The following is a 22983-nucleotide window of genomic DNA, read 5'->3' as shown; positions in this document are numbered from 1 at the left end:
GTCAGCTGCCTAAGGCGACCGGGTTGACCGCTCGGAGATGAGGCGCCCCCGTCAGCGGTGCTATGACCGGTACGCTATTCCACAGCTTCGTCCGGATTGTAATCGCGGCCCTCGTGCGTCAGCTTTTCTGTTTTCCGTGGGTCGTCGCTGGTGACACCAGATTCAGCGCCTTCGCCCTGCGTCGAAGGACGAGTTTTTTGGTCATCATGCTGATGGGATTCGTCGCCGCCATTCGATGAGCTGCCCTCATCCTCTCCATCGCCCGATGACGCCGCGTTGGAGGGACGCTGGCTGGTCATTTTGGTATCATCGTCTGCTATGCCGGCTCCTGGCTTGCATTACATCGGGGCCGGGGACCAAGGGGGCTCCCCGGCTCACACTCGCATTCAGAGAAGGGCGAGCGCCCACGCTTGATAACGCTCCACCCGAGACTACCGCATTAAAGCAAATTACTTTTCGCGGTCCGAGTCCACCTGGCGTCATGCCAGCGTGAGGCAGGCACAACGATCGATCATCACATACTGACAACCCAAGTGAGCCAACAACAACGCGCTGGTGGGCGATCTCAGACCTGGGGCGATCACCATCTCGCGGAGATGGACGAACAACACGCGTATTCCGGCATCGTTGTCGGCTTCGACGCCGCAGCCGAGGCAAAGACGCCCCAGTTCGATCTCGGCGCACATGATGTCGCGCGCGACCTGAGTAGCGTGGTAGCGCGCCGCTTTATATCGGCCAGCTCAATGCCCTCAAATCACTCGTCACTTTGCCGCATTCATTTAGATGAGAGAAGAGTCGCATTGCGCCGTCTAACCGACCGACCGCCGCTTGAGCGGTTCTGGTTTTTGTCCGTCCGGTAATATCTCAGCAAGGCGACTATGGACCACCTCGGCGTTGAACGGTTTGGCGATGAACTCAGCACCTTCTGGCAGGTCGCCTTCGCCCGGCCGCACGTTGCCGCTTGCGACCAAAATGCCGATCTCAGGCCATCGTCTGGAGACCTCACGCGCGAGGCACAGACCATCACGGCCGTCGCCGAGCTGCACATCCGTGAAAAGGAGAGCGATACTCTCCCAACGCTTTTCAAGCTGTCCGATCGCCTCGACTACGTCAGCCGCATCCAGGCAGCGGAATCCAGCATTTTCGACAATGTCGCACGCATCCATCCGGATGAATGGATCGTCGTCGACGACTAACGCGAACGGTGTCGTTTCATCAGTCATCGCGCCTCAATGCGCAATTAACCTACATTGTTTCATCCGTGTACGGCGACGTATTCAGCGACGCGCTTTTCGTGAAGAAGCGCAAGGTCAAGATGGGCTTTTCGAGTCGTCGGGTCGCCGGCCGCTGCGGCAGCGCGCTGATAGGCGGCTCGAGCGCGGTGATGGTCGCAGTGGAAGCACATGCCAGGATGATTATCCGGTGTTCTCGGTTTGGTCCATTGATAACGGTCAAGGTCGATCTGACCGGTCGTGCAGAATTCCGCTGCTTACGAGCGCTTGGCTGACAGCTGCGCGCCACGCGCCGGGAGCAGGCTCAGCCGCCGGTCAGCGATCTCGGCCCTCGGCTCCGCTACTTGCTATAAAGCCGCTGTCCACCGGTAATCAGTCGATATTTCTCGGTCGTGACGATCACAACGCGGTGCAGGGCGGCGCGCCGGCATTGCGTTAGTTTATGGCCGCTGCCGATCAGTCGTGTAACGCGTTGACCTAAAGAGAGGCAGCCGGCACCATGACCCAGCGGATTCACGGATCGGGCGAGATGGCCGACCGCAGCCGTGCGTTCGACTGGGCGGCGACCCCGCTCGGGCCGATCGAGCGTTGGCCCGAACCTTTGCTCACTGCGGTGGAAATGATGATCGCGGCGCCGCATCTCGCCAGCCTGGCGGTCGGCGCGGAGCGCATCTTTCTCTACAACGACGAAGCGATCCGGCACTACGGCGACAAGCATCCGGGCGCGCTCGGCCGACCGCTTGGAGAGGTCTTCGCGCACGAATTTGCCGCGGTCGCGCGTGTCTACGATCGGGTGTTTGCAGGCGAGAGCCTGCATATCCCGGCACAACCGCTCGATCCCGCCGAAACCGGCACGGTCGAAGTGTTCGACGCGTATCTGACGCCGGTCCGCGATGCCGGGGGTGCGGTGATCGCCGCCTATATGAATGGCATCGCCACCAGCGAACGACGGCGCGCGGCGTTGGCGCTGCGCGAAAGTGAGGAGCGGCAGGCGTTCCTGCTCGCGCTCGGCGACGCGATGCGCAAGGGCGATACCGCCGAGCGGGTGGTCGCCAACGCGTCGCGGATGCTCGGCGAGCATCTGCACACTTCGCGCATCGTCTTCGCCGAGATCGACGACGCGGCCGGGGTCGCGCATATTCGCGAAGGGTGGACTGCCGAAGGAGCGCAGACCCATCCCGCCACGCTGCGGCTGGACGATTTCGGCGGGCCGATGCTGAGGGACCTGCGCGCCGGCAAGACCGTCCGCTACGACGATGTCGGCGACCCGCCTTATGCCCGCCCCGATCTTGCCGCGCTGGCCGCGATCGGCGTGGGCGCGGGATTGAGCGTGCCGCTGATGGCCGCCGGGCGTTTCGTGATGAACCTCAACGTGCATCAGCACGAACCGCGCCATTGGACCGACGCCGACGTGGCGCTGGTCGAGGATGTAGCAGAGCGCGTCTGGGCGGCGGTCGAACGCGCGCGCGCCGAAGCGGCGCTGCGCGAAAGCGAAGAGCGGCAAGTGTTCCTCCTCAGGCTCAGCGACACGCTGCGGCCACTGGCCGACCCCATCGAGATACAAGAAGCTGCCGTGCGGCTGCTGGGAGAGCAATTGCAGGTCAGCCGGGCTGGCTATTACGAAGTCGAGGCCGATGAAGACACGTTCTTCCTGACCGCTCGATGGGAGCGGGAGGTGATCCCGCTGCCCGACCGCATGCTGGTCAGCGATTTCGGCGACGACATTCGCGAAGGCTACCGTGCCGGGCGCACGATGGCTTTCAGCGACACCGAGCGCGACGCAGAGACCCTGGGCAATCTCTCGGCGCACCGTGCCGTCAAGGTCAGGGCATGGATCGGTGTTCCACTGGTCAAGGGCGGTCGCTGGTTCGCGGCGGTTGGGGTTCATTCGATCGTCCCGCGAGACTGGACGCCCGCCGAGATAAGCCTGGTGGAAGAAGTCGGCGAGCGAACATGGGCAGCCGTCGAGAGGGTTCGCGCAGAGGCCGCGTTGCGCGACAGCGAGACGCGCTACCGCCTGCTGTTCGAAACGATCGAAGAAGGCTTCTGCCTGTGCGAGAGGGTGCCCGGCGAGCCGATCGATTATCGCTATCTGGTCGTCAATCCGGCATTCGATCGCCAGAGCGGGCTCGACCACCCGGTCGGCAAGACGATACGCGAGATCGTGCCCGGTATCGAGGAAACGACGATGCAGACCTATGCGCGGGTCGAGGCGACGGGCCAGGCCGAGCATTTCACTACCTATGTCGCCGCGCTCGACCAGTGGTTCGATGTGGAGACGCTCCCCGCCGAACGGGCCGGCCGCATCGCGATGCTGTTCCGCAATGTCACCGACCGAAGGCGCGCCGAAGCGGCACTGCGCAATAGCGAGGAGCGTCAGTCGTTCCTGCTCGAATTCAGCGATGCCCTGCGCGCGGAGGCGAGCGCCGAAGCGGTCGGCGATCGCGCCGTCCGCATGATCGCCGACGAATTGTCGCTGGACCGCGTGTATATCGTCAGCGCGAATTTGGATGAAGGTGAGATCGCCGTCACCAACGAGGTCCGGCGTGATGATTTGCCGCCCATGCTCGGCCGTTACGGCACTTCGGATTTCCCCAACGCCCTCAAGGAATTCCTCCAACAGCCGATCGTCTACAGCGACGTCCGCACCGATCCCCGGCTGACCGACACCGATCGGCAGTCTTTCGCCGGACTGTGTGCCGCCGGCTTTGTCGCGGTGCCGGTCAGGCGTGGGCGGGAAGGGCTTATATGGGCCGCCGGCTTCGTATCCACCGAACCGCGCCAGTGGACGACGGATGAGATCGTCCTGCTCGAAGAAGCGACCGAACGCACCTGGGCCGCGGTCGCGCGCGCGCGTTTCGAAGCGGCACTGCGCGAAAGCGAGGACCGGCTTCACCTTGCGCTGGCGTCCGCCGATCTGGGAACGTTCGTGTGGCATGTCGCCGAGGACCGAACCGAGGAGGATGCGCGTGCGCGGGCGCATTTCGGCCTGCCGCCTGATGGCACGGTTTCGCTGGCGGAAGCGCTCGCCACGACCTTTCACCCCGACGACGGTCCGCGCTACGCCGCCGCGGTCGCACGCGCGGTCGATCCGGCTGGACCCGGCACGTTGGAGGAGGAATATCGCATCCAGACGTCCGACGGCGAAGAGCGGTGGATGTCGACCCGGGCGATCACCACGTTCGAAGGCTCGCCACCGGTCGCAAGCCGACTTACCGGCGTGCTCGCGGACATTACTGGGCGCAAGCGCGCCGAAACGGCGCTGCGCGAAAGCGAGTCGCGGCTCAAGCTGTTGATGGAAGGCGTTCCACAGCTCGTCTGGCGCGCGGTCGACGGCGGGCATTGGACCTGGGCGAGCCCGCAATGGACCGAGTTCACGGGACAATCTGACGCCAACAGTCACGACTTCGGCTGGCTCGACACGGTCCACTCCGACGATCGTGAGCGCGTGAAGGAGGTCTGGGCGGGCGCGGTCGAGCGCGGCGAGTTCCACGCCGATTACCGCATCTGCAACGCGTCGCAGCATCGCTACACCTGGTTCCAGACGCGCGCGACGCCGGTGCGCGACGAACATGGCGAGATCATCGAATGGCTCGGCACCTCGACCGACGTCGACGACTTGCGCGATTTGCAGAACCGTCAGCAGGTTTTGGTCGCCGAGCTACAGCATCGCGTGCGCAACATTCTGACGATCGTGCGGTCGGTGTTCGGCCGCACTGTCGAGGCGGGCGGTCCGATCGAGGAGATCGCCGACCATTTCAGCGGGCGACTCGCGGCGATGGCGCGCACCCAGGTGATCGTGACGCAGAGCGCGCACGGGAAGGTCGACCTCGAGAACCTGATCCGCGACGAACTGTTGAGCGTCGGCGTCGGCGATAGTTCCAGCGTCACGATCGCCGGGCCCGACGTCGCGCTCGATTCGAAAACGGCGGAATCACTGGGTCTGGCGATCCACGAGCTGACCACCAACGCGGTCAAATATGGCGCGCTCAGCAAGAAGGGCGCCCGGCTGACAATCGACTGGACCACCAACATAGGTTATGGAGGCAGCGAAACCCTTGACCTTACATGGAAAGAACAGGGTGTGCCCGCGATGCCGGTCGCGCCGAGCCGTTACGGGTTCGGTCGCGAGCTGATCGAAGAGGCGTTGCCGTATCGGCTAGGGGCCGAGACAAAGCTGGAATTCCGGGGCGGCGGCGTATGCTGCTCCATATCCTTGCCGTTGCCCGGTACGGGCGCGTCCGCGGCTGATGCTTGAAAGGGGCAACGACGTGGCCGGGAATTTGGCCGGAAAGCGCATATTGGTGGTCGAGGACGAATATTTCATCGCGTCCGACCTGAAGGCCGCGCTGACGCGGGCGGACGCGATCGTCGTCGGGCCGGCGGGCAACCTCGACCGCGCGCTGGCGCTGGCGGAGGGCGAGGTCGATGCCGCGCTGCTTGACGTCAACCTCGAAGGGTCGTTTTCCTATGCGATCGCCGACCGGCTGGCGGCGCGCGACGTGCCCTACCTGTTCCTGACCGGCTATGACAGCTGGGCGCTGCCCGACGCCTATCGCGACGCACCGCGCGCGGCCAAGCCGTTCTCGACCCCGGCGGTGCTCGACATGGTCGAACGATTGATCGTCACGGAGAAGACGCCATGACCGCCCTGCCCGCGCCCCGCGACGATGCCCCGCCCGCATTGCGGCGGATCGCGGCGCTGGCCCCGCTCACCCAGGCCGCCAAGGCTGCACTGGCCGACGCGATCGGTCGCGCGCTACGCGTGCCGGCCCGGCGCGAACTACTAACTGAGGGCAAGCCGATCACCGAGATGCGGATGATCGTCTCCGGCTGGGCGGCGCGGGCGCGCATCCTGCCCGATGGCCAGCGCCAGTTCATGAGCTTCCTGTTCCCCGGCGACCTGATCGGCTATTGCCGCCAGCCGGCGCCGCTCGCGGTGTCGACGGTGGTCGCGCTGACCGACCTGACCGTCTGCACGCCGCCGGCCGAAGGCGATCATCCCTCGCTCTGCACTGCGTACACGATCAGTGCGGCGATCGAGGAGGCGTATCTGCTCGCCAATATCACCCGGCTCGGGCGGATGAGCGCGCAGGAGAGGATCTACGACCTGTTCCTCGAATTCCACGAACGACTGGCGCTGGCGGGGCTGGCGGTCGGCGGCGCGTTCGAGCTGCCGTTGACGCAGGAGATGCTCGGCGATGCGCTCGGGCTGACATCGGTCCACGTCAACCGCATGATCCAGGCGGCGCGGCGCGACGGCGATATCGAATGGCGGGGCGGACATTTGAAGCTCCGCCATCCGCGCGAGCTTGCACGCCGTTTAGGGCGCCACCCGACGCGGATATCAGCCGAGCAGTAAATTGGTCCGCTTTCACGCTGCTCTGCCCGAAAGCCGGCAGTCTGCAAACGGCCCATGTCCGGACACGACGCAAGTCGAGTGCCCGTGCCCCAGTTGGTTCCGCCAAATCCCGATGGCAAAATGGTATATCTGATGGTACGGGGACCGGGCCGAATGCGAATTTCGGTAATTTATGAATACCTTGCCGCGTCGACCGGGTGACCGTAGGGGTCACCAAAGACTCAAATCGTCCGGGGGACGATTTGTGCTTTGGTGACGGGAGCGCAAGCGACCTCACCACGTCGTAACTAGGGATAGCTGACCGAATGCTCACCTCCCTACTCGCCGCCCTTCTGCAAATGGCTACTGCACCGGCCCCGGCCGCCTGCACCGCCGTCGCGCCGCCGCCGGCCGACCTCGCGGCGTGGCGCACGACCGACGCCGCCGCGCTGACCATCGGCCAGCCGACGACGCTGACGCTCACCCCAGCCGCCGCCACCGCCTTCGCGATCACGCCCGACCGCGCGCCGGCGCCGGGTAGCTTTGGTGGCGTCGTGCCGCTGACCGTGACGACCTACGGAACCTATCGCGTCGCGCTGTCGGCGGGCGCGTGGATTGACTTGATCGATCCGGCGAAGACGTCGCTCAAATCGGTCGCGCATACCGAGGGACCGGCTTGCTCCGGCATTCGCAAGATCGTCGACTTCACGCTCGCGCCGGGTCGATACACGCTGCAATTGTCGAGCGCGAAGGCCGCGTCGATCCGCGTGCTGGTCGCCCCGCGCTGAGGCGCCGTCACGACAAAATAAGGTCGCGGCGGCGCAACAACTGCGATCGTTGCGCGTTCGAAACCGATAAGTTTTGCGACAAACCCTTGTTTGACTCGCTCTTTTCGGGGAACCATCTGCCGCTCATGCCCTCCTCGTCCCCGCTCCGACGCGCCGCGCCCGCGCTCGTCGCCCTGTCGCTGATGTTCCTGGCCGCTTGCGGAAAGAGCGACGATTCCGCCGGTGGTGCCGGCGGGCGGCGCGGGCAGCAGGGGACGCCGGAGGTCGGCTACATGGTCGTGCGGACGACCGCGGTGCCGCTGGTGACCGAACTGGCCGGGCGGACCAACGCGTCGGCGATCGCCGAGGTGCGGCCGCAAGTCTCCGGCATCATCCACCGCCGCTTCTTCACCGAAGGCAGCTACGTGAAGAAGGGCCAGCCGCTCTACCAGATCGACCCCAGCCTCTATCGCGCCGCCGCCAATCAGGCGTCCGCCAACCTGTCGAGCGCGCAGGCCGCGTCGGAGGCGGCACGGATCAAGGCGGACCGCTATCGCCCGCTCGCGCAGGCGCAGGCGGTCGCGCAGCAGGATTACACCGACGCCGCCGCTTCCGCGCGCCAGGCCAGCGCCTCGGTCGCGCAGAACCGCGCGGCACTGGAGACGGCGAAGATCAACCTGCGCTTCACCACCGTCCCTGCGCCGATCAGCGGCAAGGTCGGGCGGTCGCTGTTCACCGAGGGTGCGCTGGTGACGGCGAGCCAGACCGATCCGCTGGCGACGATCACCGCGCTGGACCCGATGTACGTCGACATCCAGCAGAGCTCGACCGATCTGCTCGCGCTACGCCGTGCGCTGGCGAGCGGCGGCGTGATCCCGGCGCGGGCGAACGTGCGGCTGCTGCTCGATGACGGCAGCGCCTATGGCTATGCCGGCACGGTCGAGTTCAGCGAAGTGACCGTCGACACCTCGACCGGCACCGTTACGCTGCGCGCCAAATTCCCCAATCCGCAGGGGCTGCTGTTCCCCGGCATGTTCGTCCGCGCGAGCTTCGCCCAGGCGACCGATCCCGATGCGGTGCTGGTCCCGCAGCAGGCGGTGACGCGCGATCCGAAAGGCAATGCGCAGGTCTACGTCCTCGGTGCCGACAACAAGGCGCAGACGCGCGCGGTGACGACGCAACGCACGATCGGTGCCTATTGGGTGGTGACGAGCGGGCTCAAGCCCGGCGACAAGATCATCACCGAGGGCGTCGGCAAGCTGAAACCGGGTCAGGCGGTCAAGCCGGTTCCCGCAGGGTCGCCGCAGAAGATCCGCTCGGGCGGCGGCAAGGACGGGCAGAAGGGCCAGGACGGCAAGAGCGGGACCGGCAACGGCCGGGCGGGCTGACCCGCCATGTCCAGGATTTTCATCGACCGGCCGATCTTCGCCTGGGTCATCGCGATCATCATCATGCTGGTCGGCGCGGGGTCGATCTTCAGCCTGCCGATCGAGCAGTTCCCCGACGTCGCCCCGCCGACCGTCAACATCCGCGCGACCTATCCCGGCGCATCGGCCGAAACGCTGGAAAACAGCGTCGCGCAGGTGATCGAGCAGCAGCTCACCGGGATCGACGGCCTGCTCTATTTCCAGACCAACTCGTCGTCGCGCGGCCAGGTGTCGATCAGCGTCACGTTCGCGAAAGGCGTGAACCCCGACATCGCGCAGGTGCAGGTCCAGAACAAGGTGCAGCAGGCGCTGAGCCGCCTGCCGCAGCAGGTCCAGCAACAGGGCTTGACGGTCACCAAGTCGAACCCCGACTTCCTGCTGATCGCGGCGATCTACGACACCACCGACCGCTCCACCAACATGGACGTGTCGGATTACTTGGTGTCGAACCTGCAGGATTCGCTCGGCCGCCTGAAGGGCGTCGGCGATACCAACGTGTTCGGCTCGCAATATGCGATGCGCATCTGGCTCAACCCGGCGAAGCTCGCCGCGGTCGGTCTGATGCCGGGCGACGTGGTGACCGCGATCACCGCGCAGAATGCCGAGGTCGCCGCCGGTGAGATCGGTGCGGTGCCGAGCGCACCCGACCAGTATCTCGACGCGACCGTCACCGCGCAGTCGCGCCTGTCGACCCCGGCGCAGTTCGCCAACATCGTCCTGAAGACGCAGACCGACGGATCGACCGTCCACCTGTCCGACGTCGCGCGGATCGAACTCGGCGCGGAAAGCTATGCCTCGATCAGCCGCGTCAACGGCCATCCCGGCGCCGGTATCGCGATCAGCCTGGCCCCCGGCGCCGACGCGCTGACCACGGCGGAAATCGTCAAGAAGGCGATCGAGGACGCGTCGAAGAACTTCCCGCCCGGCTACGCCTACGATTTCCCCAACGATTCGACGACCTTCATCAAGCTGTCGATCGAGGACGTGGTGAAGACCTTGTTCGAGGCGATCGTGCTGGTCGTGATCGTCATGTTCGTGTTCCTGCAAAGCTGGCGCGCGACCCTGATCCCGACGATCGCGGTGCCGGTCGTGCTGCTCGGCACGTTCGGAGTGTTCTCGGTCGCGGGTTTCTCGATCAACACGCTGACCCTGTTCGGGCTGGTGCTCGCGATCGGCCTGCTCGTTGACGACGCCATCGTCGTGGTCGAGAATGTCGAGCGCGTGATGGAAGAGAATCCCGACATGACGCCGCGCGAGGCGACGATCAAGTCGATGGGCGAGATCCAGATCGCGCTGATCGCAATCGCGCTGGTGCTGTCGGCGGTGTTTCTGCCGATGGCGTTCTTCGGTGGATCCACGGGCGTGATCTACCGCCAGTTCTCGCTGACGATCGTGTCGGCGATGGTGCTGTCGGTGATCGTCGCGCTGATCCTGTCGCCGGCGCTGACCGCGACCCTGCTGAAGCGCAAGCAGGACGAGAACCACGACACCTGGATGTACCGCAAGACGGAGCGCGCGCGGAACTGGTTCAACGACCGGTTCGACCGGATGGTCGTGTGGTACACCGATCGCGTCAAGCGCGTGGTCGATGGAAAGTGGCTGTTCCTGGCGATCTATGCCGCCACGCTCGCGATCCTGGTGATCCTGTTCCTGCGCCTGCCGACCGGCTTCCTGCCGACCGAGGACCAGGGCTTCGCGCAGGTCCAGTTCAACCTGCCCGCCGGCGCCACGATCAACCGCACGCAACAGGCGCAGAAGGCGATCGAGGATTATTTCCTCAAGACCGAGGGCAAGAACGTCTCCGCGATCCTGTCCGTGGCGGGCGCGTCCGGCGGCGGCGGCGGCGGCCAGAATGCCGGCCGCGGCTTCGTGTCGCTGGCGCCGTGGGACGACCGTAAGGGCAGCGACAACAATGCCGATGCGATCACGCGCCGCGCCAACCGCGCGCTGGCGGGCCTGCGCGACGTCGAATTCTACGCGACCGTCCCGGCGGCGGTGCGCGGGCTGGGCCAGTCGGCCGGCTTCACGATCGAATTGCAGAATACCGGCGGCCTGACCCGGCAGCAGTTCCTGGCGGCGAAGGACCAGTTGCTCGCCGCCGCCCGCGCCGATCCCGACCTCGCCGCGGTGCGCCCGACCGATCTGCCCGACCAGCCGACGCTGAAGGTCGATATCGACCCCCAGAAGCTGTCGGTGCTGGGGTTGAGCCAGAGCGACGTCAACACGACGCTGTCGACCGCCTGGGGCGGCCGCTATGTCAACGACTTCAACGATCGCGGCCGCGTGAAGCGCGTGTACGTGCAGGGCGATGCGCCGTTCCGCTCCTCGCCCGAGGATATCGGCCAGTGGTTCGTGCGCGGATCGACCGGCGCGATGGCGCCGTTCAGCTCGTTCGCGACGACCGGCTGGTCGAACGCGCCGACCTCGCTCAGCCGCTTCAACGGCATCTCGTCCTACGAGATTTCGGGACAGGCTGCGCCGGGCAAGAGCTCGGGCGACGCGCTCAACAAGATGGAGGCGCTGGCCGCCAAGATCCCGGGCGTGTCGACCTCGCTCGCCGGCGTGTCGTACCAGGAGCGGTTGTCGGGCGGCCAGGCGCCGTTGCTCTATGGCCTGTCGATCCTGGTCGTGTTCCTGTGTCTCGCGGCGCTCTATGAAAGCTGGACGATCCCGATCGCCGTGCTGCTCATCATTCCGCTCGGGCTGGTCGGCGCGGTGTTCGCCGTCACGCTGCGCGGGTTGCAGAACGACGTGTATCTGCAGATCGGTTTGCTGACGACGATGGGCCTCGCCGCCAAGAACGCGATCCTGATGATCGAGTTCGCCGAACAGGCCGAGAAGCAGGGAAAGCGGGTGATCGACGCCGCGCTGGAGGCCGCGCGCATTCGACTCCGCCCGATCTTGATGACCAGCTTCGCGTTCATCTTCGGCGTGCTGCCGCTGGCGATCTCGACCGGGGCCGGCGCCAACAGCCGGATCGCGATCGGCACCGCGGTGATCGGCGGGATGCTGACCGCGACGCTGCTCGCGGTGTTCTACATCCCGTTGTTCTTCGTGCTGGTCCGCCGTACCACGCGGGACGCGCTCAAGCGGCTTCATCACGAGCCGCGCGAGAACCACGAGCCCAAGCCGGAGGGCGCTGCATGATTCGCCGCTTCACCACGTTGACCGCGATCGTCGCGCTGACCGGCTGCTCGCTCGCGCCGAAGTACGAGCGCCCGGCCCTGCCGGTGCCGCCGAGCTGGCCGGTCGGCGACGCCTATCTCCGCACCAGCGAGGCGAGCCTGCCAAGCGTGCGGTACCAGGACATCTTCCGCGATCCGCGGTTGCAGGCGATCATCGCCCAGGCCCTGGCGAACAACCGCGATCTGCGGATCGCCGCCGCCAACATCGCGGTCGCGCGCGCGCAATACCGCATCCAGCGCGCCGAACTGCTGCCCGAAATCGACGCGAGCGCCGGCGCGACCTATCGCAACAGCACCGCGACGACGGTGACGACGGGCACGACGACGACGGGATCGACCGGGTCCACCGGCTCGACGGGCGGAACCGGATCGACCGGCACGACGACCGGCGCGACCACCACCACGGTCAACAGCGGCATCCGGTCGGCGTATAACGCGCAGGTCGGCATTACCGCGTTCGAGATCGACCTGTTCGGTCGCATCCGCTCGCTGACGACGGCGGCGCAGGATCGCTATTTCTCGACCGAGGCGGCGGTGCGCGCGACGCGACTGACGCTGGTCGGCGACATCGGCGACGCCTGGCTGCAATATGCCGCCGACAAGAGCCTGTTGAAGATAGCGCAGGACACCGCGACCAGCGCCGCGCGCAGCGTCGATTTGACGAACAAGCGGTTGACCGGCGGCATCGCCCCGCGCACCGACCTGCGCCAGGCGCAACTGGTGCTGGAAACGGCCAATGCCGACGTTGCGCAGCAGACGACGGCGGTCGCGCAGGACGTCAACGCGCTCCAGCTACTGGTCGGCGCGCCGGTCGATGCGCAGCTGCTTCCCGCGTCGATCGAGGAAGCGTCGGCCAACCTCGCCGAACTGCCCGCGGGGTTCGATTCGTCGATCCTGCTGCGCCGCCCAGACGTGGTCGAGGCCGAATACACCCTGCGCGCCTACAATGCCGAGATCGGCGCGGCGCGGGCGGAACTGTTCCCGCGCATCACGCTGACCGGCCTGCTCGGCTTCGCGAGCACCGCGCTCGGCAGCCTGTTCGGCGGCGGCGCGTTCAACTGGCAGGCAGGGGCGGACGCCAGCTACCCGATCTTCCGCGCCGGTGCCGGCCGCGCCAATGTCGACGTCAGCAAGGCGCAGCGCGACCTGGCGCTCGCGACCTACGAAAAGACCATCCAGACCGCGTTCGAGGAAGTCGCCAACGCGCTGGCGCGGCGCGGCACGATCACCGCGCAGGTCACTGCGACGCGCAACCTGCGCAACGACGCAGCGGACAATTACGCGCTGTCCGACCTGCGCTATCGCGGCGGCATCGACAATTTCCTGCAAAGCCTGGACGCGCAGCGCTCGCTCTATTCGGCCGAACGGACGCTGGTGACGGTGCAGCAGACGCGGGCGAGCAACCTGGTGACTTTGTACCGCGTGCTCGGCGGCGACGCTATGCTGGATGCGACGAAGGGGGGACCGCGCCCCTTGTCGCCGGAACCGGCCACGACGCCGAGTAGATAAGCGCCTCCACGGCGAAAGCCGGGGCCCAGTTGCGAGAGATTCGTTGGAGGGTGCTGCGTTCCGTTACCGCGACCTTGCCGACTGGACCCCGGCTTTCGCCGGGGTGTAGGTCTTGCCGGAAGCAGTCGCGCACTTCTCGAACCGTGTTCCTGCGAAAGCAGGAACCCAGCGCCGCCGACGCTGCCGCCCGTGATCCTGGGCTCCTGCGTGCGCAGGAGCACGCGCCTTCCCAGCACAAAGAAAAGCCGCGGCGCCCCAGGACGCCGCGGCCATCTCCCCCGTCAATCCGTGAAGCGTCAGGCGACCTTCGCCTCGACGACTTCGTCCGCCTCGCGCAGCACATAGCCGCGGCCCCAGACGGTCTCGATGTAATTCTCGCCGTCGGTCGCCAGGCTGAGCTTCTTGCGCAGCTTGCAGATGAAGACGTCGATGATCTTGAGTTCGGGCTCGTCCATCCCGCCATAAAGATGGTTGAGGAACATTTCCTTGGTCAGCGTCGTGCCCTTGCGGAGCGACAGCAGCTCCAGCATCGCATATTCCTTGCCGGTCAGGTGGACGCGAGCGCCGTCGACCTCGACGGTCTTGGCATCCAGGTTCACCGCCAGCTTGCCGGTCTTGATGACCGACTGCGAATGGCCCTTCGAGCGGCGGACGACGGCGTGAATGCGCGCGGTCAGCTCCTCGCGATGGAACGGCTTGGTCACGTAATCGTCGGCACCGAAGCCGAACGAGCGGATCTTCGAATCCATCTCGCTGACGCCCGACAGGATCAGCACCGGGGTCTGCACCCGCGCCACGCGCAGCTTCTTCAGCACGTCGTAGCCGTGCATGTCCGGCAGGTTGAGGTCGAGCAGGATGATGTCGTAGTCGTAGAGCTTGCCGAGGTCCAAACCCTCTTCGCCCAGGTCGGTCGAATAGACGTTGAAGCCTTCGGTCGTCAGCATGAGCTCGATGGCCTTGGCCGTCGTCGGCTCGTCCTCGATCAGCAGCACGCGCATGCGGCAATCCCCCGTGTTTCGAACGCTCGTCTGTCCCAATGACGAGGCCGTTCGACGCAATCCATTAACCTAAGCCGATCTGAAGGACAAAGGTTAATTTTTCGATAACCGGCCTGACTCCACGAGTCGCGGGGAATCGCGAGTCAGGCGGACTCGTTCGGGGTATCGAGTCAATCGGGATCGGAAAGCTCTTCGCCGAGTGTCTCACGCAGGTACAGGCTGCGCATGAGCGCGTAGATCGCGACCAGCAGGGGTGCCGAGAAGATCAGCCCGCCGACCCCGAAGATCAGCCCGATCCCGACGATCGCGAACAACGTGACGGCGGGCGGAATCCGCACGACCTTGCTCTGGACATAGGGCGTGATGCCGTTGTCGTGGACCAGCCGGACGACGGCATAGGTGACGATCGCGCCGATCAACGGCCCCGTCCCGGCGGTCGCCGCCAGCCCCAGCGCGGGCAGCATCGCGACGGTCGGTCCGATATAGGGGATGAACTCGCTCATCCCCGCCAGCAGGCCGAGCGCGGCGGCCGACGGCACGCCCGAAATCCACAGCCCCGCGCCGATCAGCACGCCCATGATGACCATCAGCATGATCTGCGCGCGCAACCACAGCCGCAACGTATGCTCCAGATCGTCGAACGCCTCCGCGAACGCCGGACGCTTGTCCCTGGGCACCAGCAGCAGCAGGCCGCCGCGGTACCGCTCTGGCTCGATCGCGAAGAACAGCGAGCCGACGATCAGCAGGATGACGTAGAGCGCCGCGTCGAGCCCACCCCGCGCGATCGACCCGACGTCCTGTGCCGCCTGGCTGCCGGCATAGGCGTCGCGCACCGCCGCGACGATCTTCGCCCCGACCTGGCTTTGCGACATCCACGCCGCCAGCCGGTCGATCAGGAGCGGGGTCTGCGCGATCAGCTGGTTGATCTGCTCCCCGAACTGCATCGTCAGCAGCCAGACGAGGAACCCGAACACGCCGATCGCGCCCAGCATCGCGGCACACAGGCTGACGCGGTGTGGCAGGCGCGCATGCTTCTCCAGCCAGTCGGCGATGGCATGGATGGTGATTGCGCCGAGGATCGACCCGAAGGCGATCACCAGCAGATTGCCGGCGCGATAGATTGCGACCGCAACCGCCAGCACGACGATCAACAGGATCAGCCGGCGGATGAACCGCGCGTCGTCGGCGTCAGGGGTCAGCCGCCTCATGCCCGCGCCCCGCACAACAAGCGAAAGCGGTCGGCGAGGAACTCGATCAGCAATTCGACGCGCGCCGGGCGGAGCCGGCTAGGCGGGGTGACGAGATGCAGCGCGACTTCGGGCGACGACCAGTCCTTCAGTACCGCCTCCAGCCGCCCACTCGCGATCTCGCCGTCGACGATGAAGTCGGGCAGTCGCGCGATGCCGAGCCCGGCGTGGAGCAGCGGCAGCGTCGCGTCGCCATTGTCGGTCGTGAAGCGGCTGTCGGGACGCACCGTCACCTCCTCGCCGGCGGCATTGCGGAATTGCCATGCCGGGCCGACGATATTGGCATAGCCGAACGTGTCGTGCGCGCTAAGCTCGCTCGGATGTCGCGGCCGTCCGCGGCGATCGAGATAGAGGGGTGCGGCGACGATCCGCATGGCGACATCGGCCAGCCGACGCGAGCGCAGCGAACTGTCGGGTAGGTTGGCGATCCGCAGCGCGATGTCGAAGCCTTCCGCGACGATGTCGACCCGCGCGTCGGATAGGCGCAGGTCGATCTGCACGCCGGCATGCGCGACCATGAAGTCGGCGATGGCCGGCGCGACATGGCTGATGCCGAAGGTCATGGGCGCGGCGACTCGGATCAGTCCGGCGGGGGCGCTGGCGGCATCATGCGCGACTTCCTCGGCGGCGCGGCCCTCGGCCAGGATGCGCCCGGCATGCTCGGCCAGCGTCGCACCGCTCGGCGTCAGCGTGAGGCGGCGCGAGGTGCGGTGGAACAGCGACGTGCCGAGCGAGGCCTCCAGCCGCGTGATCGCCTTCGACACCGTCGCCTTCGACACGCCGAGCGCGTCCGCCGCGCCGCTGAACGACTGCTGTTCCGCGACCGTCGCGAACACCGCCCATGCCTCGAGATCGGGTAGCCTCACCGCGCCAAAACCCCTTCCGTCACCCTAAACTCGTTTCAGGGTCCATTACGCCACCGGCAACGCCATGCTTGTTGCTCGATGGATGCTGAAACAAGTTCAGCATGACGGAGGTTAGTGGACGATCCCGATGGAAACAATCCGTTTCAATCGTTTCCATTTACGCGCGGCCCGCATCCCCTATCTTGTCGGCAAGCAAGGAGATCGAAGATGATCGACACCGCCACTCGCCTCGACCGCCGTCCATTCGCGTCGCTGGGCCATGCCGACCATGGCTGGCTCGACGCGCGGCATCATTTCAGCTTCGCCGATTATTACGACCCGCAGCGGATGGGCTGGGGCGCGATCCGCGTGTGGAACGACGACGCCATCGCGCCGAACAGCGGCTTCCCGCCGCATCCGCACCGCGACATGGAGATCATCACCTACGTCCGCACCGGCGCGATCACGCATCAGGATTCGATGGGCAATCACGGCCGCACTGCCGCCGGCGACGTCCAGGTGATGAGCGCGGGCAGCGGCGTGCGCCATGCCGAGTTCAACGTCGAGGACGTGCCGACGACGTTGTTCCAGATCTGGATCGAACCCACGCAGCGCGGCGGCGAGCCGAGCTGGGGCGCCAAGCCCTTTCCCAAGGGCGACCGCTCGGGCCGCTTCGTGACGCTGGCGTCGGGTTTCGCCGAGGACGACGATGCGCTGAAGATCCGCGCCGCCGCCCGCGTGATGGCCGCGACGGTCGTGGCGGGCGAGACGCTGACTCACGCAGTCGGCGACGGTCGCCACGCCTATCTGGTGCCCGCGACCGGCGCGCTGGAGATCGACGGCGAGCGCGTCGATGCCCGCGATGGCGTCGCGCTGTCGGGCGGTCGCACCTACGCGATCACGGCACTCGAACCGAGCGAGATCGTTCTGGTCGACTCGGAGTAAAACCGGGCCAGGGGTGGGCTTGCGCCCTCCTCTGTCCACCCCGCCTGCGGATAGCGGGCGCCCACCCCCGACCCCTCCCGCAAGCGGGAGGGGAGAAAGCGATCAGCATGCCCAAGGTCCTTGTCCTCTATTATTCCTCCTACGGCCACATGTCGCAGATGGCCGACGCCGTCGCCGAGGGTGCGCGATCGGCGGGTGCCGAGGTCGATATCCGCCGCGTTCCCGAAACCGCGCCGGCCGCGGTCGCCGACGACGCCGGGTTCAAGAAGGACCACACCCACCCGGTGATCGGCGGGATCGACGAATTGGCGCAGTACGATGCGATCGTGGTCGGCTCGCCGACCCGGTTCGGGCGCATGGCGAGCCAGATGGCGTCGTTCCTCGACCAGGCCGGCGGGCTGTGGGCGAAGGGCGCGCTGAACGGCAAGGTCGGCGCCGCTTTCACCTCGACCGCGACGCAGCATGGCGGGCAGGAAGTGACGTTGTTCTCGATCATCACCAACCTGCTGCATTTCGGGCTGACGATCGTCGGGCTCGATTACGGCTATGCCGGGCAGATGGGCGTGAAGGACGTCCATGGCTCGTCGCCCTATGGCGCGACCACGATCGCCGACGGCGACGGCAGCCGCCAGCCGAGCGATATCGACCTGGGCGGCGCACGCTATCAGGGCAAGCGAGTCGCGGAAGTGGCGGCCAAGCTGTTCGGGTAATTCAAACCGTCGCCCCGGCGCAGGCCGGGGCCGCTATGTGACGCTGCGGCCAGCGGCCCCGGCCCGCGCCGGGGCGACGGCTTCTCAACCCGCCTTCCGCTCGTACACCTTGTACCCGCCGACCCAGGTCTCCTCGACCTTGGTCGCGCGGAGGTCGGTCGGGCTCGACAGGAACGGGTCGCGATCGACGATGATGAAGTCGGCCGCCTGGCCGGGTGCGAGCCGGCCGAACTTCTTCTCGGCGAACCCGGCATAGGCGCCGCCCTGGGTGAACGCCCACCACGCCTGTTCGCGCGTCACGCGTTCCTCCGGCCGCCAGCCGCCGAACGGCTCGCCGCTCGCGTCCTGCCGGGTGAATGCCGCCGCCCAGCCGGCCCAGGGATCGGGACTTTCGACCGGATAGTCGCTGCCGAACGCCAGCGGCACGCCGTTACGTAGCATCGTCGCCCAGGCATAGGCGCCGGTCAGCCGCGTCGGGCCCAGCCGCGCCTCCGCCATCGTCCGGTCCGACGTCGCATGGGTCGGCTGCATCGAGGCGATGACGCCCAGCGTCTTGAACCGCGGCAGGTCGGCGGGATCGACGATCTGGGCATGTTCGATCCGCCAGCGGCGATCGCCCGGATAGGCGTCCTTGATCGCGTCGATCGCGTCGAGCACCTGGCGGTTGGCCCTGTCGCCGATCGCGTGGACCGCGACTTGCCACCCGTCCATCGCCGCGCGGACCATGTAGTTCTTCAGCACGTCGTCGGTCATGAAGCCAGCACCCGACTGGCCCGGCGCGTCGCTGTACGGCGCGAGCAGCCACGCCCCACGCGAACCGAGCGCGCCGTCGGCGAACAGCTTCACCCCGCCCATCCGCAGCCGGTCGCGGTACAGCCACGGCGTCGGCCCCGCCCCGCCGATCCGGATCGCGGTCTCGACACCCAGGCCATAGCTCATGATCCGCACCTGCAACGCGCCTCGATCCCCCATCCGCCGCATCGCCAGCCAGTCGTCGAGCGAGGTGCCCATGTCCGACGTCGCGGTGATGCCGAACGCGAGCAGCATGTCCTGCGCCTTCACCAGCGCGACGTCGCGATCCTTGGGCAGCGGCTGCGGCACGGCCTTCTCGACCAGGCCCTGTGCGGCGTCGACGAACACGCCGGCCGGCTCCGCGCCGATCTTCTCGATGCGACCGCCCGGGGGCGTCGCGGTCTTCGCGGTCACGCCGGCGGCGCGGATCGCGGCGGTGTTGCCCCAGGCGGCGTGCCCGTCGGCGCGTTCGAGCCAGACCGGGCGGTCGCTCACGACACTGTCGAGGTCGGCCGCGGTCGGGAAGCGGCCGAGCCGCCACTTCTCCTGGTTCCAGCCGCCGCCCAGAATCCACTTCTTTTCCGGGTTGACCTTCACGTACGCGGCGATCTTCGCCTTCGCCTCATCGAGCGACTTCGTGTCCGACAGATCAAGCTCTAGCGCGCGGAACCCCAGGTCCATGACATGCCCGTGCGCGTCGATGAACCCGGGCAGCAGCGTGCGGCCATGCTCGTTCGCCAGCCAGTCGGGGCGATCGGGCCGCTTGTCGCCCGATTGCAGCAGCCGCACGACCTTGCCGTCGCGATCGACCAGCATGCCGGTGAAGTGGATCACCTTGCCGTCCGCATCCATCGTGATGCCGTTGACGTTGTCGACCAGTCCGTCCGCCAGCGCCGGCCCCGCGACCAGCGCGCACCCCGCCGTCGCCGCGATCAGTTTTTTCCAGGCGGCGATCATGCTTTGCTCCGTTGCACCATGGCAGGCGGCATAAGCGGTGTTCCGTCACCGCGCCAGATGGTCTAGGCCGCGCGGCGATGGCTACCCAAACCAAGACCGCCGCCCTGCCCGTCACGATCGACGACGTCCGCGCCGCCCATGCGCGCATCCGCGACGCGATCGTCCGCACGCCGTGCTTCTTCAGCCGCACGCTGAGCGAGTTGACCGGCGCGAAGGTCTATCTGAAGTTCGAGAACCTGCAATTCACCGCGGCGTACAAGGAACGCGGCGCGCTCAACACGCTGCTGCAACTCGACGAGGCGAGCCGGGCGAAGGGCGTGATCGCGGCGTCGGCGGGCAATCATGCGCAAGGGCTTGCCTACAACGCCAACCGGCTCGGCATCCCGGCAACGATCGTCATGCCGACCAACACGCCGACAGTGAAGGTCGTCCAGACTGAGGGGCACGGCGCGACCGTGATCCTGTACGGCGACACGTTCGACGCGGCCTATGCCCATGCCCGCGAGTTGGAGGCGGAGCGCGGCTACACCTTCGTCCACCCGTTCGACGATCCGCGCATCGTGGCCGGCGCCGGCACCGTCGCGATCGAGATGCTGGAGGACGTGCCGGCGATCGACACGTTCATCACCCCGATCGGCGGCGGCGGACTCATCAGCGGGATGGCGACTGTCGCGAAGGCAGCGGACCATCCGGTCGAGGTGATCGGCGTCGAGGCCGAACTGTTCCCGTCGATGTACAACCGCATCAAGGGCACCGACATGCCCTGCGCCGGCGACACGCTGGCCGAGGGCATCGCGGTCAAGGAGCCCGGCGGCATCACCTCCAGGATGGTCGCGGCGCTGGTCGACGACATCGTGCTGGTCAGCGAACGCAGCCTGGAGCACGCCGTCAGCCTACTGCTCCAGATCGAGAAATCGGTCGTCGAGGGCGCGGGCGCGGCGGGCCTCGCGGCGTTGCTCGATCATCCGGAGCGGTTCCGCGACCGCACGGTCGGGATCGTGCTGTGCGGCGGCAATATCGACACGCGCCTGCTCGCCAACGTGCTGTTGCGCGATCTGGTGCGCGCGGGGCGGATCGCGCGGCTGAGCGTGCGGTTGAAGGACCAGCCCGGCGCGCTGTTCCACGTCGCCAGCATCTTCAACGACCAGCGCGTCAACATCATCGAAGTCTATCACCAGCGCATCTTCACCCACCTGCCGGCGAAGGGCCTGATTACCGACATCGAATGCGAGACGCGCGACCGCGCGCACCTCGACCGCCTGCTGAAGGCGCTGCGCGACGCGGGGTATGAAGTGAGCGAAGCGACGATCGCGTAGCGCTGGTCACACCGTCCTCCCCGACCCCACCCCGGCGAAGGCCGGGGCCCAGTTGGTGGACGATCGTGATGCGCGCTGTGCTCTGTTACGCCGACCTTCCCACCTGGGCCCCGGCCTTCGCCGGGGTGCCGCTTCAATTCGGACGATCGGACCGCACGACCGGCCGCATCCGCGCCCTCGTCGCATCGCGGCCGAGCGCGATGACGTCGTCGGTGATCGACGCTAGATCGCGCATCCGCGGCAGGTCGCGCGCGGCCTGCGGCAGGTTCACGGTATGCGGCACGCCGCGCTTCACTCGCATCAGCGAGCAGTCGATCCCGTCGATGACGGGCTGAGTCACGCGCGGGCTGGTGCGCGTATCGAACCCCGCGCGATCGAGTCGCCGCGACAGCGCGTCATAGCGGGCCGCCGCTACCCGCGCCGTGGCGATCGCCGCCGGCCGCCCGCTCAGCCGCTCGACCCGACCGCTCGCCATGATCCGCGTCGTTTCCGACCGTCCAGCGATCCCGCCGGCGCAGGTCGCCTCGATATAGCTCGATCCGATCGGCGGCTGCGGCAATTCGTCCTGCGCCACGGCGGGCGCAGCCATCGCCAAACCGGCCAGCATCATCATTCCACGCATCGGGCAACCTCCTCGTCACCCCATGCGTAGTGCGCGCAGGCTGAACCCCAGCTTGCGGCGGCAAACTTGCGACGGGGCGAATCGGCGGTGCGACCGGTGCCCTTGGGCGAACCGGCCGGACGCGGTATCCTGCCACGCGCAACCCGCTCGTGCAGGCGCCCGGCTCGCGTTAACGCTCTTTCATGGTAAAGCCGCTTTTCATCATGCGCGGCGCGATTCATAACAGTCTCGACAGGCGGCCATTCCGGCCCGCCCAGAGGATTTGCCGGCGGTGACTGCGCCCTTCCGATTTCCGCGCTTCTTCGTGACCAGCCCGTCGCCGTGCCCGTACCTGCCGGGCCGGCAGGAGCGGAAGGTGTTCACCGAGCTCAACGGCCCGCATGCCGGCGAGTTGAACGACGCACTCGGCCGGATCGGTTTCCGCCGCAGCCAGTCGGTCGCCTACCGCCCGAGTTGCGCCGGTTGTTCGGCATGCGTGTCGGTTCGCGTCGTCGCCCACGAGTTCAAGCCCAATGCCAGCCAGCGCAAGCTGCTGCGCCGCCACGCCGACCTGGAAGTCACCGCGTGCAATCCCTGGGCGACCGACGAGCAGTTCCAGCTGCTCCGCCGCTACCTCGGTGCGCGGCATCCGTCGGGCGGAATGACGCTGATGGACGACGGCGACTATGCCGACATGGTCGAGCAGTCGCCGGTCAATTCGGTGATCGTCGAATATCGCGAGCCCAGCGTACACGGTGAGCGCGGGCGGCTGGTCGCCGCCTGCCTGACCGACCAGCAGGCCGACGGGCTCAGCATGATCTACAGCTTCTTCCTGGCGGACGAGGAAGCGCGGCCGGGGCTCGGCAATTTCGTCATCATGGACCACATCCTGCGCGCGCGGGCGGCGGGGCTTCCCTATGTCTATCTCGGCTATTGGGTGAAGGGCTCGGCGCGGATGGCGTACAAGACGCGCTACCGCCCGCTCGAGGTGCTCGGGCCGACCGGCTGGACGTTGCTCGACGACGAGGACGCGACGTATTCGCCCCCGGCGCATCCGGTCGAGCAGGCGCTGGCGCTGAGCGAGTTGGTGTAAACTGTTACCCTGCTCTTC

At 66.9% G+C, this 22983-nt stretch carries 20 protein-coding genes; 12 read left to right on the top strand and 8 right to left on the bottom strand.

The window, feature by feature from the left end:
* Window positions 1–74 precede the first annotated feature (74 nt).
* The 3 genes from J0I47_RS08490 to J0I47_RS08480 all read right to left on the bottom strand — a co-directional run bounded on the left by J0I47_RS08490 (window position 75) and on the right by J0I47_RS08480 (window position 1223).
* Window positions 75–299, bottom strand: coding sequence for a hypothetical protein (locus J0I47_RS08490; RefSeq protein WP_294046379.1), 225 nt, complete (start codon window positions 297–299; stop codon window positions 75–77).
* Between the two features lie 180 nt (window positions 300–479).
* Complete coding sequence (locus J0I47_RS08485; protein WP_294046377.1) at window positions 480–686, bottom strand: hypothetical protein; 207 nt, start codon at window positions 684–686, stop codon at window positions 480–482.
* A 123-nt stretch (window positions 687–809) separates the two neighbouring features.
* Window positions 810–1223 (bottom strand): response regulator, encoded by a 414-nt coding sequence (locus J0I47_RS08480; protein WP_294046376.1) that lies wholly within the window; start codon window positions 1221–1223, stop codon window positions 810–812.
* A 38-nt stretch (window positions 1224–1261) separates the two neighbouring features.
* Here J0I47_RS08480 and J0I47_RS08475 point away from each other — a divergent pair, with 38 nt between their 5' ends.
* From J0I47_RS08475 to J0I47_RS08440, 8 genes are all read left to right on the top strand, one after another.
* On the top strand, window positions 1262–1507 hold the full coding sequence (locus tag J0I47_RS08475; protein WP_294046374.1) for a hypothetical protein: 246 nt from the start codon (window positions 1262–1264) through the stop codon (window positions 1505–1507).
* Window positions 1508–1731: 224 nt separating this feature from the next.
* Complete coding sequence (locus J0I47_RS08470; RefSeq protein ID WP_294046372.1) at window positions 1732–5490, top strand: GAF domain-containing protein; 3759 nt, start codon at window positions 1732–1734, stop codon at window positions 5488–5490.
* 13 nt (window positions 5491–5503) lie between these two features.
* Window positions 5504–5878 carry a response regulator gene (locus tag J0I47_RS08465; RefSeq protein ID WP_294046370.1) on the top strand — a complete coding sequence of 125 codons (375 nt, stop codon included), beginning with the start codon at window positions 5504–5506 and terminating at the stop codon, window positions 5876–5878.
* A complete protein-coding gene (locus tag J0I47_RS08460; RefSeq protein ID WP_294046369.1) occupies window positions 5875–6594 on the top strand; it encodes a Crp/Fnr family transcriptional regulator in 720 nt (239 codons plus the stop codon). Before J0I47_RS08465 ends, J0I47_RS08460 begins: the two co-directional genes overlap by 4 nt.
* 338 nt (window positions 6595–6932) lie before the next feature.
* On the top strand, window positions 6933–7361 hold the full coding sequence (locus J0I47_RS08455; protein WP_294046367.1) for a hypothetical protein: 429 nt from the start codon (window positions 6933–6935) through the stop codon (window positions 7359–7361).
* Window positions 7362–7486: 125 nt separating this feature from the next.
* Window positions 7487–8728: an efflux RND transporter periplasmic adaptor subunit gene (locus J0I47_RS08450; protein WP_294046365.1), complete on the top strand. Its 1242-nt coding sequence runs from the start codon at window positions 7487–7489 to the stop codon at window positions 8726–8728.
* 6 nt (window positions 8729–8734) lie between these two features.
* Window positions 8735–11914, top strand: coding sequence for an efflux RND transporter permease subunit (locus tag J0I47_RS08445; RefSeq protein WP_294046363.1), 3180 nt, complete (start codon window positions 8735–8737; stop codon window positions 11912–11914).
* Window positions 11911–13461, top strand: a complete 1551-nt coding sequence (locus J0I47_RS08440) for an efflux transporter outer membrane subunit (RefSeq protein ID WP_294046361.1) — start codon at window positions 11911–11913, stop codon at window positions 13459–13461. The genes J0I47_RS08445 and J0I47_RS08440 overlap by 4 nt, the downstream gene beginning before the upstream one ends.
* Before the next feature lie 296 nt (window positions 13462–13757).
* On the opposite strand, the gene ctrA is transcribed toward J0I47_RS08440, so the two are convergent.
* The 3 genes from ctrA to J0I47_RS08425 all read right to left on the bottom strand — a co-directional run bounded on the left by ctrA (window position 13758) and on the right by J0I47_RS08425 (window position 16572).
* Window positions 13758–14459: a response regulator transcription factor CtrA gene (ctrA, locus tag J0I47_RS08435; protein WP_294046359.1), complete on the bottom strand. Its 702-nt coding sequence runs from the start codon at window positions 14457–14459 to the stop codon at window positions 13758–13760.
* Window positions 14460–14629: 170 nt separating this feature from the next.
* The gene (locus J0I47_RS08430; protein ID WP_294046357.1) at window positions 14630–15667 is read right to left on the bottom strand and encodes an AI-2E family transporter; all 1038 of its coding nucleotides are present in this window, start codon (window positions 15665–15667) and stop codon (window positions 14630–14632) included.
* Entirely contained in the window at window positions 15664–16572 is a 909-nt protein-coding gene (locus J0I47_RS08425) for a LysR family transcriptional regulator (protein WP_294046356.1), read from the bottom strand. Before J0I47_RS08425 ends, J0I47_RS08430 begins: the two co-directional genes overlap by 4 nt.
* A gap of 207 nt (window positions 16573–16779) precedes the next feature.
* Between J0I47_RS08425 and J0I47_RS08420 the strand changes: the two genes are divergently transcribed.
* Both J0I47_RS08420 and wrbA read left to right on the top strand, forming a co-directional pair.
* On the top strand, window positions 16780–17496 hold the full coding sequence (locus J0I47_RS08420; protein WP_294046354.1) for a pirin family protein: 717 nt from the start codon (window positions 16780–16782) through the stop codon (window positions 17494–17496).
* A 107-nt stretch (window positions 17497–17603) separates the two neighbouring features.
* Entirely contained in the window at window positions 17604–18206 is a 603-nt protein-coding gene (wrbA, locus tag J0I47_RS08415; RefSeq protein WP_294046352.1) for an NAD(P)H:quinone oxidoreductase, read from the top strand.
* An 84-nt stretch (window positions 18207–18290) separates the two neighbouring features.
* On the opposite strand, the gene J0I47_RS08410 is transcribed toward wrbA, so the two are convergent.
* Window positions 18291–19955, bottom strand: a complete 1665-nt coding sequence (locus J0I47_RS08410; RefSeq protein WP_294046350.1) for an amidohydrolase family protein — start codon at window positions 19953–19955, stop codon at window positions 18291–18293.
* Window positions 19956–20032: 77 nt separating this feature from the next.
* Here J0I47_RS08410 and J0I47_RS08405 point away from each other — a divergent pair, with 77 nt between their 5' ends.
* Window positions 20033–21271: a threonine ammonia-lyase gene (locus J0I47_RS08405; protein WP_294046348.1), complete on the top strand. Its 1239-nt coding sequence runs from the start codon at window positions 20033–20035 to the stop codon at window positions 21269–21271.
* 133 nt (window positions 21272–21404) lie between these two features.
* On the opposite strand, the gene J0I47_RS08400 is transcribed toward J0I47_RS08405, so the two are convergent.
* Window positions 21405–21893, bottom strand: coding sequence for a hypothetical protein (locus tag J0I47_RS08400; protein WP_294046347.1), 489 nt, complete (start codon window positions 21891–21893; stop codon window positions 21405–21407).
* Between the two features lie 271 nt (window positions 21894–22164).
* Here J0I47_RS08400 and J0I47_RS08395 point away from each other — a divergent pair, with 271 nt between their 5' ends.
* Window positions 22165–22965 (top strand): arginyltransferase, encoded by an 801-nt coding sequence (locus J0I47_RS08395; RefSeq protein WP_294046345.1) that lies wholly within the window; start codon window positions 22165–22167, stop codon window positions 22963–22965.
* The last annotated feature ends 18 nt before the right edge of the window (window positions 22966–22983 follow it).

Origin of the sequence: Sphingomonas sp. (genome assembly GCF_017304635.1) — a bacterium.
Taxonomy (GTDB): Bacteria; Pseudomonadota; Alphaproteobacteria; order Sphingomonadales; family Sphingomonadaceae; genus Sphingomonas.
The sequence above is the reverse complement of the archived record's forward strand: the minus strand, read 5'-3'. Positions and strand labels throughout refer to the sequence as shown.

What these genes read in the sequence shown, in the direction of transcription:
- J0I47_RS08485 (WP_294046377.1), bottom strand. Translation starts at nt 686, where the DNA reads ATGTGCGCCGAGATCGAACTGGGGCGTCTTTGCCTCGGCTGCGGCGTC.
- J0I47_RS08410 (WP_294046350.1), bottom strand. Translation starts at nt 19,955, where the DNA reads ATGATCGCCGCCTGGAAAAAACTGATCGCGGCGACGGCGGGGTGCGCG.
- J0I47_RS08400 (WP_294046347.1), bottom strand. Translation starts at nt 21,893, where the DNA reads ATGCGTGGAATGATGATGCTGGCCGGTTTGGCGATGGCTGCGCCCGCC.
- J0I47_RS08405 (WP_294046348.1), top strand. Translation starts at nt 20,033, where the DNA reads ATGGCTACCCAAACCAAGACCGCCGCCCTGCCCGTCACGATCGACGAC.
- J0I47_RS08490 (WP_294046379.1), bottom strand. Translation starts at nt 299, where the DNA reads ATGACCAGCCAGCGTCCCTCCAACGCGGCGTCATCGGGCGATGGAGAG.
- J0I47_RS08480 (WP_294046376.1), bottom strand. Translation starts at nt 1,223, where the DNA reads ATGACTGATGAAACGACACCGTTCGCGTTAGTCGTCGACGACGATCCA.
- J0I47_RS08445 (WP_294046363.1), top strand. Translation starts at nt 8,735, where the DNA reads ATGTCCAGGATTTTCATCGACCGGCCGATCTTCGCCTGGGTCATCGCG.
- ctrA (WP_294046359.1), bottom strand. Translation starts at nt 14,459, where the DNA reads ATGCGCGTGCTGCTGATCGAGGACGAGCCGACGACGGCCAAGGCCATC.
- J0I47_RS08440 (WP_294046361.1), top strand. Translation starts at nt 11,911, where the DNA reads ATGATTCGCCGCTTCACCACGTTGACCGCGATCGTCGCGCTGACCGGC.
- J0I47_RS08450 (WP_294046365.1), top strand. Translation starts at nt 7,487, where the DNA reads ATGCCCTCCTCGTCCCCGCTCCGACGCGCCGCGCCCGCGCTCGTCGCC.
- wrbA (WP_294046352.1), top strand. Translation starts at nt 17,604, where the DNA reads ATGCCCAAGGTCCTTGTCCTCTATTATTCCTCCTACGGCCACATGTCG.
- J0I47_RS08470 (WP_294046372.1), top strand. Translation starts at nt 1,732, where the DNA reads ATGACCCAGCGGATTCACGGATCGGGCGAGATGGCCGACCGCAGCCGT.
- J0I47_RS08455 (WP_294046367.1), top strand. Translation starts at nt 6,933, where the DNA reads ATGGCTACTGCACCGGCCCCGGCCGCCTGCACCGCCGTCGCGCCGCCG.
- J0I47_RS08420 (WP_294046354.1), top strand. Translation starts at nt 16,780, where the DNA reads ATGATCGACACCGCCACTCGCCTCGACCGCCGTCCATTCGCGTCGCTG.
- J0I47_RS08430 (WP_294046357.1), bottom strand. Translation starts at nt 15,667, where the DNA reads ATGAGGCGGCTGACCCCTGACGCCGACGACGCGCGGTTCATCCGCCGG.
- J0I47_RS08460 (WP_294046369.1), top strand. Translation starts at nt 5,875, where the DNA reads ATGACCGCCCTGCCCGCGCCCCGCGACGATGCCCCGCCCGCATTGCGG.